At 64.7% G+C, this 15,874-nt stretch carries 15 protein-coding genes; 7 read left to right on the top strand and 8 right to left on the bottom strand.

The genetic code is table 11. From position 1 onward, the window contains the following. Positions 1-187: 187 nt before the first annotated feature. The 3 genes from rpsA to ACQKOE_RS00535 all read left to right on the top strand — a co-directional run bounded on the left by rpsA (position 188) and on the right by ACQKOE_RS00535 (position 4,365). Positions 188-1,897 (top strand): 30S ribosomal protein S1, encoded by a 1,710-nt coding sequence (rpsA, locus tag ACQKOE_RS00545; protein WP_374590122.1) that lies wholly within the window; start codon positions 188-190, stop codon positions 1,895-1,897. Positions 1,898-2,548: 651 nt separating this feature from the next. After that, a complete protein-coding gene (gloB, locus tag ACQKOE_RS00540; RefSeq protein WP_427511100.1) occupies positions 2,549-3,307 on the top strand; it encodes a hydroxyacylglutathione hydrolase in 759 nt (252 codons plus the stop codon). A gap of 83 nt (positions 3,308-3,390) precedes the next feature. Further along, complete coding sequence (locus ACQKOE_RS00535) at positions 3,391-4,365, top strand: NADPH:quinone oxidoreductase family protein (RefSeq protein ID WP_427511099.1); 975 nt, start codon at positions 3,391-3,393, stop codon at positions 4,363-4,365. 396 nt (positions 4,366-4,761) lie between these two features. Here the strand turns inward: ACQKOE_RS00535 and ACQKOE_RS00530 are convergent, their stop codons facing one another. The 8 genes from ACQKOE_RS00530 to ACQKOE_RS00495 all read right to left on the bottom strand — a co-directional run bounded on the left by ACQKOE_RS00530 (position 4,762) and on the right by ACQKOE_RS00495 (position 11,425). Next, positions 4,762-5,301, bottom strand: coding sequence for a hypothetical protein (locus ACQKOE_RS00530; protein ID WP_374590130.1), 540 nt, complete (start codon positions 5,299-5,301; stop codon positions 4,762-4,764). Next, complete coding sequence (locus tag ACQKOE_RS00525; protein WP_427511098.1) at positions 5,294-5,785, bottom strand: ATPase; 492 nt, start codon at positions 5,783-5,785, stop codon at positions 5,294-5,296. Before ACQKOE_RS00525 ends, ACQKOE_RS00530 begins: the two co-directional genes overlap by 8 nt. A gap of 80 nt (positions 5,786-5,865) precedes the next feature. Beyond that, positions 5,866-6,093, bottom strand: coding sequence for a F0F1 ATP synthase subunit C (locus tag ACQKOE_RS00520; RefSeq protein ID WP_189542331.1), 228 nt, complete (start codon positions 6,091-6,093; stop codon positions 5,866-5,868). Between the two features lie 47 nt (positions 6,094-6,140). Beyond that, positions 6,141-6,929 (bottom strand): F0F1 ATP synthase subunit A, encoded by a 789-nt coding sequence (locus ACQKOE_RS00515; protein ID WP_374590134.1) that lies wholly within the window; start codon positions 6,927-6,929, stop codon positions 6,141-6,143. 46 nt (positions 6,930-6,975) lie between these two features. Next, complete coding sequence (locus ACQKOE_RS00510; protein ID WP_374590136.1) at positions 6,976-7,296, bottom strand: AtpZ/AtpI family protein; 321 nt, start codon at positions 7,294-7,296, stop codon at positions 6,976-6,978. Positions 7,297-7,454: 158 nt separating this feature from the next. Beyond that, positions 7,455-7,874 (bottom strand): YdbL family protein, encoded by a 420-nt coding sequence (locus ACQKOE_RS00505; protein WP_427511097.1) that lies wholly within the window; start codon positions 7,872-7,874, stop codon positions 7,455-7,457. A 9-nt stretch (positions 7,875-7,883) separates the two neighbouring features. Next, entirely contained in the window at positions 7,884-8,156 is a 273-nt protein-coding gene (locus tag ACQKOE_RS00500; protein ID WP_427511096.1) for a YnbE family lipoprotein, read from the bottom strand. Next, positions 8,153-11,425, bottom strand: a complete 3,273-nt coding sequence (locus ACQKOE_RS00495; RefSeq protein ID WP_427511095.1) for an intermembrane phospholipid transport protein YdbH family protein — start codon at positions 11,423-11,425, stop codon at positions 8,153-8,155. Before ACQKOE_RS00495 ends, ACQKOE_RS00500 begins: the two co-directional genes overlap by 4 nt. Positions 11,426-11,500: 75 nt before the next feature. On the opposite strand from ACQKOE_RS00495, the gene radC reads away from it, so the two are divergent. From radC to ACQKOE_RS00475, 4 genes are all read left to right on the top strand, one after another. After that, the gene (radC, locus tag ACQKOE_RS00490) at positions 11,501-12,193 is read left to right on the top strand and encodes a RadC family protein (RefSeq protein ID WP_374590144.1); all 693 of its coding nucleotides are present in this window, start codon (positions 11,501-11,503) and stop codon (positions 12,191-12,193) included. Continuing rightward, positions 12,193-12,897 (top strand): NRDE family protein, encoded by a 705-nt coding sequence (locus ACQKOE_RS00485; RefSeq protein ID WP_427511094.1) that lies wholly within the window; start codon positions 12,193-12,195, stop codon positions 12,895-12,897. Before radC ends, ACQKOE_RS00485 begins: the two co-directional genes overlap by 1 nt. A gap of 342 nt (positions 12,898-13,239) precedes the next feature. Further along, entirely contained in the window at positions 13,240-14,553 is a 1,314-nt protein-coding gene (gene purB / locus ACQKOE_RS00480) for an adenylosuccinate lyase (protein ID WP_427511093.1), read from the top strand. 324 nt (positions 14,554-14,877) lie between these two features. Next, complete coding sequence (locus tag ACQKOE_RS00475; protein WP_427511092.1) at positions 14,878-15,870, top strand: alpha/beta fold hydrolase; 993 nt, start codon at positions 14,878-14,880, stop codon at positions 15,868-15,870. Positions 15,871-15,874 lie beyond the last annotated feature (4 nt).

The following is a 15,874-nucleotide window of genomic DNA, read 5'->3' as shown; positions in this document are numbered from 1 at the left end:
TTGCGCGCGCTCGCGCATAAGGGCGGCGCGTCTGGCAAGGCCTTTGGCCCTGTCCGGCGCGGTGGAAGGCATCCGGCCCCCATCGCAGTTCGGCCCTTTTGGCCCGCCCCGGGATGGTCCCGAAGGCGGAGGAAGACCGGCGGAAACAACCGCCTGGCCGGAAACATCGGTATAGGAAACCAACCTTATGGCGTCTACCGCCAACCCCACCCGCGACGATTTCGCGGCTCTCCTTGACGAATCGCTCGGCGGCGCTGCCGACGGTGGCTTTGAAGGCCGCGTGGTCAAGGGCACCATCACTGCAATCGAAGGCGACAAGGCCGTTATCGACGTCGGCCTGAAGAGCGAAGGCCGCGTGGCCCTGCGCGAATTCGCCATGGCCGGCCAGCCCCACGGGCTGAAGGTCGGCGATGAAGTCGAAGTCTATGTCGACCGCGTCGAAAATTCCGAAGGCGAAGCCATGCTGTCGCGCGACCGTGCGCGCCGTGAAGCCGCCTGGGACAAGCTGGAAAGCGAATTCGGCGAAGGCAAGCGCGTCGAAGGCGTGATCTTCGGCCGCGTCAAGGGCGGCTTCACTGTCGACCTCGACGGCGCCGTGGCCTTCCTGCCCGGCAGCCAGGTCGATATCCGCCCCGTGCGCGACGTGCAGCCGCTGATGGACGTGCCGCAGCCGTTCCAGATCCTCAAGATGGATCGCCGCCGTGGCAACATCGTCGTCTCGCGCCGCGCCGTTCTGGAAGAAACCCGCGCTGAACAGCGTTCGGGCCTGATCTCGAACCTGGCTGAAGGCCAGATCATCGAAGGCGTGGTCAAGAACATCACCGATTACGGTGCATTCGTTGACCTGGGCGGCATCGACGGCCTGCTCCACGTCACCGACATGAGCTACAAGCGCGTGAACCACCCGAACGAAGTCATCAACATCGGTGACACCGTGAAGGTCCAGATCATCCGCATCAACCAAGACACCCAGCGCATCAGCCTGGGCATGAAGCAGCTGGAAAGCGATCCGTGGGAAGGCGTTGCCGCCAAGTACCCGGTTGGCGCCAAGCTGCACGGCACTGTCACCAACATCACCGAATACGGCGCCTTCGTGGAGCTGGAGCCGGGCATCGAAGGCCTGGTCCACGTTTCGGAAATGTCCTGGACCAAGAAGAACGTCCACCCCGGCAAGATCGTTTCGACCAGCCAGGAAGTCGACGTCATCGTTCTGGAAGTCGACAGCGACAAGCGCCGCGTTTCGCTCGGCCTCAAGCAGGCCCAGCAGAACCCCTGGGAAGCTTTTGCAGAAAAGCACCCGGTTGGCTCGACCGTCGAAGGCGAAGTCAAGAACGCGACCGAATTCGGTCTGTTCATCGGCCTGGATGGCGACGTGGACGGCATGGTCCACATGTCCGACATCGCCTGGGGCATCTCGGGTGAAGACGCCCTGGCTCTGCACCGCAAGGGTGAGCAGGTTTCGGCCATCGTCCTTGACGTCGATGTCGAAAAGGAGCGCATCTCGCTTGGCATGAAGCAGCTTGAAAAGGGTGCTCCGGCCGCTGGCGTCGCCGCTTCGGCCTCGGGCCTGAAGAAGGGCGAAGTCGTCACCGTCACCGTTCTCGAAGTCCGCGATGGCGGTCTGGAAGTCCAGGCTGGCGAAGACGGCGCGACCGGCTTCATCAAGCGCAGCGACCTGGGCCGCGACCGCGACGAACAGCGTCCGGACCGCTTCCAGGTTGGCCAGAAGCTCGACGCCATGATCACCGGCTTCGACCGTTCGAAGAAGCCGAACTTCTCGGTCAAGGCCCGCCAGATGGCCGAAGAGAAGGAAGCAGTCGAACAGTACGGTTCGTCGGATGCCGGCGCTTCGCTCGGCGACATCCTCGGCGCCGCTCTGAAGGCCAAGAAGGACTAATCTCCTTCCGCCGACAGGCTGAAACCAAAGGCCCGTCCGGAGCGATCCGGGCGGGCTTTTGCTTTTGACAATAGCCCAGCACTTACACGCCCCCGCTCAGGCTGAGCCTGTCGAAGCCGGATTGGTCAGAAAGATTCACGCAAAGGCGCGAAAAGAAGGAAAGGCGCGAAGCAATCCGCCGCCGCAGGCACGAGTCTCCCTCCGGTGCGTTTGAAGCGAGCAAAGAGCCGCAAGCAACAGAACCGCAAGCGCACCCCCTTCGCGCCTCTTTTTCTTCTCCGCGCCTTTGCGTGAACCATTCCAAGCAGGCCGCAGACACAGCGCTGGATGGCACCCACACCCCATGCCGCCCTGGATTGCTTCGTCGCGAAGCTCCTCGCAATGACGAAGCAGAATCCCGACCATTCGTGGTGAGGAGGCCCCGAAACCGCAGGTTGAGGGGCCGTCTCGAACCACAGCACCAAATCCGGTCCTTCGAGACGGCGCTTCAGCCTGCGGCTTCAGCACCTCCTCAGGACGAACGGGCTGGTTCCAAACCCCCGCTCAGGCTGAGCCTGTCGAAGCCGGATTGGTCCAAATGAACACCAAGAGACACGTTCGCCCCCTCGCCTTGCCCGCAAATCTGGTGTTTAATCGCGGCGGGAGAAAACCATGCTCGAAATTCACCAGTTCCCCTGCCTGTCCGACAACTACGGCTATCTCGTTCACGATCCGGTGAGCGGCGAAACCGCCTGCATCGATACGCCCGATGCCGATGCCTATCTGCGCGAGGCCGGGCACAAGGGCTGGCAGATCAGCCAGATCTGGAACACCCATTGGCACCCCGACCATGCCGGAGGGAACGAGGCGATCAAGGCCGCCACCGGCTGCACCGTGATTGCCCCGGAAGGCGACGCGGGGCGCATTGCCGCAGTGGACCGCACGGTCAAGCACGGCGACGTCGTCATGCTGGGCGAATGGGACGCCGCCGTGATCGACGTGGGCGGTCATACGAATGGCCATATCGCCTATCACCTGCCCGATGCCGACCTGGCCTTCGTGGGCGATTCGCTGTTCGCGCTCGGCTGCGGGCGCATGTTCGAAGGCACCCCGGATCAGTTCTGGGCGAGCCTGTGCCGGCTGAAAGCCCTGCCCCCCAGCACGATCCTGTACTGCGCACACGAATATACCCAGTCCAACGCGCGCTTTGCCCTCCATGCCGATCCCGACAATGCCGAGCTGGCCAAGTACGTCGAAGCCATCGCCAAGGCGCGCGCGGCGGGCAAGCCGACCGTGCCCTTTGCCCTGGCGCGGGAGCTGGCAACCAATCCCTTCCTGCGCGCGGACGATCCCGCCATGCAGGCCCGCTGGGGGGGCGGTGACGCCGTGGCCACCTTTGCCGCCCTGCGCGGGGCCAAGGATACCTTTTAAGCAATAACCGGCCCCACCGCGATCGCGCGCCGTGCCGGGACGAGCACGCGCGCAGCGGTGCCGCGCCGAATGGGGGAACGTTCATGAAAGCTCTTGTCGTCAGCACCTTGTCCCAGGATCTCTCCGGGCTGGCCTATACCGAAGTTCCCATGCCCAAGCGCAAACCGGGCGAAGTGCTGGTGCGGATTCGCGCCGCCTCGCTCAACTTCCCCGACCTGCTGATGACAAAGGGGGAATATCAGTTGAAGCCCGACCTGCCCTTCATTGCCGGGCTGGAATTTGCCGGCGAAGTGGTTGAGGCCGATGCGGACAGCGGCTTTGCGCTGGGCGATCAGGTCTATGGCGGGAACAAGACTGGCGCTTTCGCCGAATATGCCTCTGTCCCGGCACGCGCCGTGACGCGGATGCCGCACGGCATTGGTTTCCCGGCCGCCGCAGCTCTGGGCGCAGCCTATGGCACGGCCTATACCGGCCTGGTCGAACTGGGCGGCCTGAAGGCAGGGCAATGGGTGATGATCCACGGGGCCAGCGGCGGGGTCGGACTGGCGGCGGTGGAACTGGCCAAGCGGCTCGGCGCACACGTTATCGCCACCACCGGCACGCCGGACAAGGTCGAACGGCTGAAAGCGGCCAGCGATGCCGATGCGGTGATCCTGGCGGAAGGCCGGTTCCGCGAGCAGGTCGCCGACCTCACTGGCGGCGCGCTGTGCGATCTGGTCTATGATCCGGTCGGCGGCGACATCTTCGACGAAAGCACCCGCTGCGTCGCCTTTGGCGGAAAGCTGCTGGTGGTCGGTTTTGCCGGTGGGCGCATCGCCGACATTTCAACCAACATTCCGCTGATCAAGGGCTTCTCCGTCGTAGGCGTCCGCGCCGGCGAATATGCCCGCCGCTTCCCGGAGCGCGGCAAGGCCATCCGCGAAGCGGTCGCCACCCTCGCCGCCGACGGCCGCCTCAACCCGCACATCGACCGCGTCCTCCCCTTCGCCCGCTGGCGCGAAGCCTACGAAGCCATGGCTGCGCGGGGCATCGTGGGGAAGATCGTACTGGAACCGTGAGGGGTGCATCTAAAGGGTATGCGCCAACGGCCCCGTCACCCCGGCGCAGGCCGGGGCCCAGTAGACCTTGCGCTGGGTCACAGGGGTAAAAAATCTCGCGCAGAGAACGCAGAGGTCGCAGAGGTGTAGTGCTTTTGGGCGCTCCGGCTTTCCAGTTTCCGGAAAGGAAATGAGATAGAGCCTGCGGCGGCAGCAGCACATCTCTCTGCGCTCTCTGCGTTCTCTGCGCGAATCCCTTTGCGCCCTTTGCGCCTTTGCGCGATCCGTTATTCCCGTTCGTCCTGAGGAGGCCATGAAGCTGCAAGCTGAATGGCTGTCACGAAGGACCGCGAATAACGCCCAACGAAAAAGGGCGGCCTCAGCGGGCCGCCCTTTCCCTCTCCAACTGTAAAAATATCAGATGCCAGCGATGGCTTCGTCGACCAGGGCCTTGTCGGCCGAGGCGTCGTGCTGGGCGGCGATCAGGGCCTGGGCGGCACCGGCGGCTGCGGTGGCAGCCTTGGCGCGCAGTTCGTCGATCGCGCCGCGTTCGGCAGCGGCGATCTTGTCTTCGGCCATCTTCTCGCGGCGCTTGATCAGGGCCTTGGTGTCTTCGGACGCCTTGGCGACGATGGCCTGAGCCTCGCCCTTGGCATGCTCGAGCATTTCGGCGGCTTCCTTTTCGGCGCCAGCGATCTTGTCGGCATATTCCTTGCGCAGGGCTTCGGCTTCGGCGCGCAGCGCCTTGGCTTCGTCCAGCTGCTTGCGGATTTCGTTGATCGAGGAGTCCAGGCCCGACGTAATCGCGCCCGGAACCTTCTGCCACACCAGAATCAGGATCAGCGTGGTCATGGCCAGAGCCACCCACATGCCCGGCGTGACGAAACCGAAAGCCATCGGTTCGGCGTGTTCGGCGCCGTGCTCGGCAGCGGCGGCCAGCAGGCTGAAATTAGCCATTGAGCGCTTCCTTCACAGCAGCCGAAGCCGCCTTGGCATCAACCTTTGCCCCGGTCAGACGGGCGACGATGTCCCCGGCCGCTTCGGCAGCAACGGCTTCGATTTCCTTGAGCGCACCATTGCGGGCTTCGGCGATGCGGGCCGTAGCTTCGTTCAGCCGCTCGTCGATTTTCGCATCGGCCTTGGCCAGGGTCTTTTCGCTCGCGGCGGCGGCGTCTGCCTTGGCCTTGGCGATCAGCGCCTGGGCCTGGGCCCGCTGCGCATTGGACTGGACGCGCCAGGCCTCTTCCTGCTCGTCGGCAGCCTTGCGGGCAGCTTCCGCTGCGGCGAGATCGTCGGCGATCTGCTTGTCGCGTGCTTCAACGTTCGCCATCACCTTGGGCACCATGCCCCGGCCAATGACGAAGAAGATGAAGCCGAAGAACACGGCCATCCAGAAAATCTGGCTGGCATAGGTTGCGGCAAGCTGGGAAATCTGAGGCATCGTGGCGTCCGCATCTGCCCGGCCCGCGTCCGCCCCGAAACAGGGCGGCGCGTAGCCGGTCGGTCAGTCAATCGTAGGTCTTAGGCGACGAAAACCAGGATCATCGCGATGACGAACGAGAGCAGGCCCAGAAGTTCGGCGGCGGCGAAGCCGATGAACAGGCGGCCCTGCTGGCTGTCAGCAGCACCCGGATTGCGCAGCGCGCCTTCGAGGAACTTGGCAAACACGTTACCCACGCCGAGCGAAGCCAGGCCCGCACCAATGGCGGCAAGACCAGCACCGATCATCTTTGCGCTTGCAGCGTCCATTTCAAAACTCCTTTAGAAAAAACCGTTTGGGATGAATGTTCGAAAACTTAGTGGAGGTTTTCCGCGTCGTTGAGATACAGCGAAGTCAGCAGCGCGAAAACATAGGCCTGGATGCCGGCGACCAGCAGCTCGAGAGCGCAGATCGACACCATCAGTATGAAGCTGGGCACACCAACCACGCTGCCCCAAAGCGGGCCGGCGTTGGCGGCGTCGATCACGAAGCTCGACAGCACTTCCAGCAGAACGTGTCCGGCCATCATGGCAACGAAGAGACGCAGTGCGAGGCTGAACGGGCGGACGAGGAACGACACCACTTCGATGATCGGAATCAGCCACAGCAGCCACCAGGGCGTGCCGTGCGGAACGAACAGCGAGAAGAAGTGGAGGCCATGGCGCCAGAAACCGACGATCAGCACGATCGAGAACGACAGGATCGCCAGGACGCCGGTCACCGTGAAGTGGCTGGTCGGCGTGAACGGGTGAATGCCAACCAGCATCAGGGGCATCAGGCCCAGGAGGTTGGCAAAGAGGATGAACATGAACAGCGAGAAGATGTAGGGCACATACTTCTTGCCGGCCGGGCCGATGTTGGCGGCCAGCAGATTGTCGATGAAGCCGGTGAAGCTTTCGACGGCCATCTGCCAGCGGCCGGGGACGAGCTGACGCTTCATCCCGCCTGCCACGAAGGCGAACAGCACCACCGAGGTGATCGCCATCCACAGCGCGGAATTGGTGAAGGGGATGGAGTAGCCCGCGATCGACCAGTGATCGGTGCCGAACAACGGCTCGATCGAAAACTGGTGCATGGGATCGACCTTGGCCTGTTCGGCTGCCACGAGTCCTGCCTCTTTCAAATCGGTCTGATGCCCCCGGTCGCCATCCCTAGTCGGATCGCGGCGAAGACATCCTGATGATGTTCCTGAAGGAGACGACGATCCCGAGGATCATCACCACCATCAGACCCCAGGGCGATGTTCCGGCAAATCGGTCAATGACCCAGCCGATGAACGCACCGCCGCCGATTCCCCCGATCAACTCGGCGAGGACGCGGTTGCCCATGCGGTAATTCGCATCGGCTTCGGCGCCCGCGATCGGCTTGTTGCGCTGTTCTTCCCGCTCGCGTGCGGCTGCTAGCCGCGCTTCGAGCGCGTCGATCCGCGCATCTTCGCCGATGGGCTCTCGGGCAGGTTTCTCGTCGTTCATGCCTTGCTCCTTTTTAAGGGAAACTCAGGGCACGCACACCGGTTGCCCGCCGAGGGCGCCGACCCCTTAGCAGGCCCGGCCCTCAAGTCAACCGGCACAAAAAAGCCTCTCCGCAAGGTCTTGCGGAGAGGCTCGATTTTTGCACCCGTTAAGGGACCTTACGGACAGCGCGCATCGCGCAGCGGAGCAGCGCTGGTGCGGGTTTCCCAGTTGCCGCTGGGGCCCTGGTACTTTTCCCCTACCTTCGTCTGCGAAATCAGCAGGCAGCCGGACGTGAAGGCATAGTCCTCCACCGTGGCGTGCTGTTCCTGCGCCCTTTGCGCGTAAAGCGCGCGGCGCTTGATGTTGATATCCTCGGCCATGCGGCGAATCTCTGCGCTCGGCGGGACCGGATAGCCCAGGTAGCCGTCCATCTTTTCGCCCACCTGGCCGGCGGCGCGGGCGGCGGCATAGGCCGGATCGCGGTTCTGCGCCTGCGCGGCCGGAGCGGTAAGCGCGGACACCCCCAGGACGACGACGCCGGTGGCCAAGGCCACGAACGAGGCCTTTGCGGCGAGAGGAACAAGCTTCTTCAACATGACAAATCCTCAAAAAATGCCGGAGTTTTCATCAATCGTGTTCTTGGCATCCGCCGCGAGCCGATAGACGACCTCCTGCTTGATGTTGATGTTCAGCTCGATGACGATGGGCTTGTCCGGCGCTTTCACCGAAACGCACCCGCCCAGCGCCATCGCGCCTCCCACCAACGCGGCCAGGGCGAATTTGCCGCTCTGGCCCGACCGCCGTTTCCCAAGATTGCTAGCCTGCATGGACAAGTCTTTCGCAAGCCGGGCGCGGTTGGTCAATTCATCGCTCTTCATGGACTGTTCCTGCTGTCTGAATCCTGAATATCATCTGTTTTTTCGTCAGGCTTCGGGGCTGGCTGGGGAGTGACCGGCACGGCGTTCGGCTTGATCGGCGGCAGGTCTTCCGGATCGGGACTGACCGGCGTGCCGGGCCGCAGCGTGGGATTGCCCGCGGCGTCGATCAGGCCCAGCGTGCGCGGATCGCGGACATAGGCCGGGTCGTAGAGCGACTTGAACGAGGTCACCAGCTGATAGAACGGCGCGCGGATGTTCACGTTGAAGCGAATCGGCAGGTTGCCCAGCTGGCGGGTGATGAAGTTGCGCTTCGCCCCCGGCCCCTGCCGCACCCCTTCGAACCGCATGTTGGTGACGATGTCGCCGTCGATCTTGCCGTCGATCCCGATTTCCATGCGGGTAAAGTCCAGGCTGCGCAGCGTCTGAAAGGCGAAATTGCCCATGGCCGACAGATCCTTGTAGGTCAGTTCGCCGACATAGGAGACATTGCCGCCCGGCGGGCGCGAGATCAGCAGGCCCTTCTCGATCCGCCCGCCCTCCTCGTCAAAGACCAGCGGCAGGGTGCCATCGAAAATCCCGGTGGCGTTGATATTGGCAAGGTCCAGCTGCTGGACGAACTTGGCCGCATTGGCCCCCTGCAACTCCAGCGTGAAGCGCCGCACTTCGGCATTGCCCAGGACCATCCGGGTCGGCAGCAGTTTCAGCGTGCCGTCGATGAATGGCCACTGCGCGCCGTTGACCACCAGTAGCCGGTTCGGCTCCAGCTGGAATGACAGCACGCCATCGAACACCTCGATCCCCGGATTGATCGAGGCGATGCGCAGCCGCTGGTCCGGTGCGGTCACCATGCCGAGCAGGTCGGTAAAGACCACCGTACCCTTTGCGCCCTTGACCGGCCCGAAGGCGGCGGCAAAGTCCAGCCCCTCGCTGCTGAACTTGCCAGTGCTGGTCACGCCTTTGGGGTTCCAGTCGATCCGGCCATCGCCTGTCACCGTGCCCTTGGCCAGGGCAATGACGCCGCTGGCGTAATAGCTGAGCGTGTCGGGCTGAAGCTTGCTGTCAAACAGGATGCCGGGGAACTTCAGGTTGGCATGGCCGACTGCCGTGCCGAGGTTGTGGACGATGTCGGCCAGAACCACTTCGCGGTCGCTTTTCGGCTCGCGCAGCAGGGTCTGTGCGGTGATGACATTGCCCGCCAGCCGCAGCTTCGCATCGCGCCCGGTCAGGGTGTAGAACCGGCTGGGCTGCGCGCGGTCGCTGACTTTCAGCGATGCGCCGGTCAGGTCGAGCACGCTATTGGCAAAGCGCAGCCGGCCTTCGGCTTCGGTAATATCCAGCGGCACCGCGAACAGCCTGGCTTCGGTACCGGAAAAACGCCCGGACACCACTTTGCCGAGCGAGCCGGTGAAAGCGGCGACCTTGATCACGCTGGGCTTGTCGACCGGCCCCATTGAAACGTCCAGATTGCGCAGCGCCAGGGTGCCGGGCCAGGCCGCGCCAATCGCGCCGCTGCGCAGGCGTATCGGCGTCGAGCCTATCGTCCCGACCAGGTTCAGCCCCGCCGTTCCCGCCGCGATTCGCAAGGCCCGTCCATCGCTGCGAACGATTGCCCCGCTTCGCCCCGGGCAAAGGGTCAGCCCGCGCCGGGTGAGCTTCAGGCTGCTGATGGTCAGGCTGTCGAAGGCCACCGGAACGCAGCCGCGCCACATGGAAAGGCCGCCCCGCTGCGACCAGTTGCCATCAATCGGCAGGTCCAGACCGCGCACTGCCCCGCCCGGCAGCGGACCAGACAGCAGCGCGCGACCGGCAAAGCCAAGCTCGCCGCGCGGCAATTGCACCACGCGCAGTTCGGGTAAGGCAATCGCGCTGTCGCCCGCGCGGTATTCGGCCAGCCGCAGCCGCGCTTCCATGCCGCCCCCGGCCTGCCTTTGGGCAAAGCCATCGATGCGCGGCAGGCCCGCCCCCGCCGTGGCGAAACGCCCGGCAAAGCGCGGGCCGCCCGGCATTCCCAGCGTCACGGCAAAGCGGTTGAGCGCCACCAGCCGCTCTCCGCTGCCGCCGGTCAGTTCCGCGCTGGGCAGCAGGATCTGGGTTACGCCGCCGCTCTGCCGCACGCTGTAATCCCCGCGCAGCGCCGATCCGCGCTCTTCGCGGGCCAGGGCGTCGCGCATCTTGCGCGCCAGCGGGGCAAGCAGCGAGCCCTCGCCCGATTTCTCCAGACCATTCAGGGCACCCAACAGGGCAGGACCACCGCGCAGCTCGCTGCCACGCAGGTTCCCCTCGCCTTCGATTCGCGCCATCCGCTCACGGCTGCGCAGCGTCCCTTCCGCAGCCAGCGCCCTCATGCCGGAACCGCCCAGGTCAATCCCCGCGCCGTTCAGCCGATAGGATGCGACCAGATCGCCCTGGGCAAAGGAAAAGCGGCCCTTGCCGGTCAAAAGGTTCGCGCCGACGGTTCCCACCCCCGGTTCGCGCGCGGCCAAGGCAAAGCTGCCTTTTACCGTATCGAAAGCCTTGCCCGTGCTGACGTCCAGGTCCAGCGTAGCGGAGCGTGTCCGCACTCCCGGCTCCGGGCAGGACAGGTCCGACAGGCGCAAAGGTCCGGCAAAAGCCGCTCCACCGCCCGCACTGCGCACTTGGCCGAAGGCGGTAGTCGGTCCGGCCTGGCACCCGCCAAAGTCCAGCCGCGGCGCGACTGCAGCGATGGTGCCGGCAAAGCTATTGCGCAGGTTGCCGCTGCCCTCGGCCTTGAAGCCGACCACGCCGAAATCGCCATCCAGCCGCGCCCGCGCGTCGACCAGCGCCAGGTCCAGGTCGGGCAGCCCCTGCGGCCCCTCCGCGCTGGGCGGGCCGAAGATCACCGGATCGAGCCGCCCGAAGCTCAATTTCCCCTGGCGGTAAGTGCCGTATAGCCGCGCCCCTTCCAGCCGGACCTTGCCCAGCACCGGAATGCCAAAGCGCGGCTCGAACGACACGGTGGCGCGGGCAATGGTCAGGTCGGGGCGGCGCGGATCGCCGATCACCACGTTGCGGATGATCTGGCGGCGCGGTCCGATCGACTCGATCTCGTAAGTCCCTGGAATGTTCAGGTCTTCCAGCTTCCCCGCGATGATCGAATTGGCGATTCGCTCGCGCGCCAGCCAAACCACGCCCAGCAAGAGGATCAGGACTATGCCGAATGCGGCCAGCGTGCGCCGTACCCAGCGCCGTCGAGGCGAAGAGATAGCTTCCGTTTCTGGATCAGAGGGTTCGGCCTCAAGCTCGGACATAGATCGCTACACTTGCGCCCTCGCCCTGCGAAAGGCAATGGATTGGGGGGACGACATTCCGTCAGGGGACGCCGCTTGGCAGACGAAACGCGCGAGAAGCATGACGGCTCCGGACACCGCGCCCGGCTGCGCGCCCGCTTGCTGGGCGGCGGCGATGCCGCGCTGGGCGACCACGAAGTGATCGAATACCTGCTGATGACCGCGATTCCGCGCAAGGACGTGAAACCGCTGGCGAAAAGCCTGCTGGCGCGGTTCGGCGGATTGGCGGGCGTGTTCAATGCCGATCCGTCCGCCTTGGCCAAGCACCCAGGCATGGGCGAAACCAGCGCCGCCGCGCTCAAGATCGTTGCTCTCGCCACGCGCCGCCTGGCCCGCACCGGGGTTCAGGAACAGCCGGTGCTGTCCAGCTGGCAGGCGCTGATCGACTATCTGACCGTCGACATGGCGCACCTTCGGCATGAGCGGGTGCGCGTGCTCTACCTCGATACCAAGAACCGCCTGGTCAGCGACGAGGTCCTGTCCGAAGGCTCGCTGGACGAAGCCGCGATCCACCCGCGCGAAGTGGTGAAGAAGGCGCTCGACCTGGGTGCGGCGGCGCTGATCATGGTGCACAACCATCCGTCCGGCTCGCCCGAACCCAGCCGCGCCGACATCCAGATCACCAACCGCATTGCCGAGGCCGGGCGGCTGCTGGGCATCACGCTGCATGACCATGTGATCGTCGGCAAGGAAGGCCACGTCAGCCTGCGCGCCAAGGGGCTGGTCTGATGTGCGTCGCGGCCATCGCCTGGCAAGCCGATCCGCGCTGGAAGCTGGTGGTCATCGGCAACCGCGACGAATACCACGCCCGCCCCGCCGCTCCGCTGGCACCGTGGCCGGACAGCCCCGTGCTGGCCGGACGCGACTTGCAGGCGGGCGGCACTTGGCTGGGGGTGAGTGCAGGCCGCTTTGGCCTGGTCACCAACCTGCGCGTGCCGGGCTATCCCAAGCCGGAACTTGCTTCACGCGGGAAGCTGATCACCGACTGGCTGGAGGGCCGCGCGCCGGTCGGGATCGAGGCGATGAACCCGTTCAACCTGTGGCTGGCGGGCGCGGACAGCCTGCGCTTCGTCTCCAACTATCCGGATTCGCATGAGGTGGAACTGGAACCCGGCATCCACGGCCTGTCCAACGGCGCACGCGGTGATCGCTGGTTCAAGACCGCGCGGCTGGAAGAAGCGCTGGCGCTGTGGCTGGCGGGGGAGCAGGAGGCGGACAGGCTGTTCGATCCCCTGCGCGATGAAACGCCGGAATCGGGCGATCCGGAGGATGCCTTCTCCTCTGTCTTCATCCGCAACCCCACCTATGGCACGCGGTGCTCGACCGTGGTGCTGGTCGATCACTCCGGCCAGGGCCAGATCCGCGAACGCAGGTTCGATTCCAGCGGCGCCTGTATGGGCGAGACGGTGCTGGATTTCACCTGGCCGGTTTAGAATACTATCCGCTCACCCTGAGCCAGCCCGAAGGGTGCTTTGCACAACCCGGCTTCGACAAGCTCAGCCTGAGCGGGGTTGTTGTAAGCGTGTTTTAGTAAAACCGTTCGTCCTGAGGAGGCGCTGAAGCCGAAGGCTGAAGCGCCGTCTCGAAGGACCGCGTTTGGCACTGTGGTTCAAGACGGCTCCTCAATCTTCGATTTCGGACCCTCCTCACCACGAACGGTTTTGTGGTTGTGCTTATTATCTGCGGCGGCCCAGCACCCCCCGACTTTTCCCCCGCCCCTTGCCATTCGCCCTCCCCCGCCGTAGCGGCAGCCGCAACCAGCCAAGGAGTCGATGATGGTCCCCCGTTATGCCCGCCCCGCCATGACCGCGATCTGGGAGCCCGAAGCGCGCTATCGCATCTGGTTCGAGATTGAGGCCCACGCGACCGAAAAGCTGGGGGAACTGGGCGTTGTCCCGCCCAGCGGCGCCAAGGCGCTGTGGGACTGGTGGGCCACGAACCCGGCCATCGACGTAGCCGCCATCGACGCGATCGAGGCCGTGACAAAGCACGACGTCATCGCGTTTCTCGACTGGGTGGCCCAGCAGGTTGGCCCCGAAGCGCGCTTCATGCACCAGGGCATGACCAGCAGCGACGTGCTGGATACCACGCTGGCCGTACAGCTTGCGCGCGCGGCGGACCTGCTGCTGGCGGACCTTGACGACCTGCTCGCCGCGATCAAGCGCCGCGCGCTGGAGCACAAGTACACCCCCACCATCGGCCGCAGCCACGGCATCCATGCCGAGCCGACCACCTTCGGCAAGAAGCTGGCCGAAGCCTATGCGGAATTCAGCCGCTGCAAGACTCGCCTGATCGCCGCGCGCGCGGAAATCGCGACTTGCGCCATTTCGGGCGCGGTCGGTACTTTCGCCAATATCGACCCGTCGGTGGAAGAGTATGTCGCCGAAAAGCTCGGGCTTCAGCCGGAACCGGTCAGCACCCAGGTGATCCCGCGCGACCGCCACGCCATGTTCTTTGCCACGCTGGGCGTGATCGCCAGCTCGATCGAACGCCTCGCCGTGGAAGTGCGCCACTTGCAGCGGACCGAAGTGCTGGAAGCGGAAGAATACTTCTCGCCCGGCCAGAAGGGCAGCTCGGCCATGCCGCACAAGCGCAATCCGGTGCTGACCGAGAACCTGACCGGGCTGGCCCGCATGGTCCGTTCCGCCGTCACCCCGGCCCTGGAAAACGTGGCCCTGTGGCACGAGCGCGACATCTCGCACTCCTCGGTCGAGCGTTTCATCGGCCCGGACGCGACCATCACGCTCGACTTTGCGCTGGCCCGCCTGACCTCGGTGGTCGACAAGCTGGTCGTCTATCCGGAGCGGATGCAGAAGAACCTCGACAAGATGGGCGGCCTCGTCCACTCGCAGCGCGTGCTCCTCGCCCTGACCCAGGCCGGGCTGGAACGCGATGCGGCTTACCGCCTGGTCCAGCGCAATGCGATGAAGGTCTGGGAAAGCGACGGCCAGCTGAGCCTGCTCGACCTGCTCAAGGCCGACCCGGAAGTCGCCGCTGTGATGAGTGCCGAGCAGCTCGAAGAGAAGTTCAACCTCGATTACCACTTCAAGGCCATCGACACGATCTTCGCCCGGGTGTTCGGGGAGTAATCACCCTCTCCACCCCACCCGTCACCCCGGACTTGATCCGGGGGGCAGCTGGCACGGCTCCGGTTGCGCATGACCCACTGGGCCCCGGCCTGCGCCGGGGTGACGGATGGAGTCGCCGGTCGATTGGCTTCTCCCGCCGCCGTTTCTTGCCACACCACGTCACCCCGGACTTGATCCGAGGTCCATCGGGAGGCAAACCCGTGCTTGGTTTAGCAGGACGGCGAAGCGTTTTGCCTGCCAACAAACAACGGGCACTGGCGAGACATGGACCCTGAAACAAGTTCAGGGTGACGGTTGAATGAAGCAGGCGAATTGGGGGCCTCGATGAAGCGCATTCTCAAATGGACATTCGGCCTGCTGCTGGTCGCGCTGCTTGGCCTCTTCGCGTTCGGCTACACGCCCGATACCGATGCCGCCGCGATGCGCGCGAAATATGCCACGCCCGCGTCGCAATTCGTCGACCTGGGCGGCGGAGTCAAAATGCATGTCCGGGATGAGGGCAACCGCGACGGACCGGTGCTGGTCCTGCTCCACGGATCGAATGCCTCGCTCCACACCTGGGAGCCGTGGGTAAAACGGCTGAAAAGCAAGTACCGCATCATCAGCCTGGACCAGATCGGCCATGGCCTGACCGGGCCGAACCCGACCGGGCAGTATGACAACCTGGCCTTCGTCGGCACGCTCAATACCGCGCTGGCCAAGCTCGGCGTATCCCGCTTTGCCGTGGCGGGCAATTCAATGGGCGGCTGGGTCGCGTGGGAATATGCCCTGGCCTATCCGGACAAGCTGACGCACCTGATCCTGATCGACGCCGCCGGTCCGCCGGACGATCCGAACAAGAAATTGCCCATCGGCTTCCGCCTTGCCCGGATGCCGGGGATCAGCAGACTGGCAGAGATCATTACGCCGCGTTCGCTGTTCGAAAAGTCGCTGCGCGGTTCGGTCTCGAACCAGGCCATCGTCACACCGGAAATGGTCGACCGCTATTGGGAACTCAACCGCTATCCCGGCAATCGCGGCGCGACTCTCGCCCGCTTTGCGCAATTTTCCGGGCGCAACCGCAATGCAGATCAGGTCAGCCAGATCGCCGTTCCCACGCTGATCCTGTGGGGCGCCGAGGACAAGCTGATCCCGGCAAGCGGGGCAGACTGGTTCGCTGCGCGCATTCCCGGGTCGGTCAAGATCGTCTATCCCGGCATTGGCCACATTCCGATGGAGGAAGCTCCTGACCGCTCGGCGGCGGACCTGGATGCTTTCCTGTCCAGCCCCTTTCCTTCCGCGCCCAAGCAGCCTAGCATTGCCCCGGTAAAGCCCTGAGCCG

It is taken from the genome of Novosphingobium sp. NPDC080210 (assembly GCF_050281025.1).
In the GTDB taxonomy this organism is placed as follows: Bacteria; Pseudomonadota; Alphaproteobacteria; order Sphingomonadales; family Sphingomonadaceae; genus Novosphingobium.
This window is presented reverse-complemented; position numbering and strand designations above follow the sequence as displayed.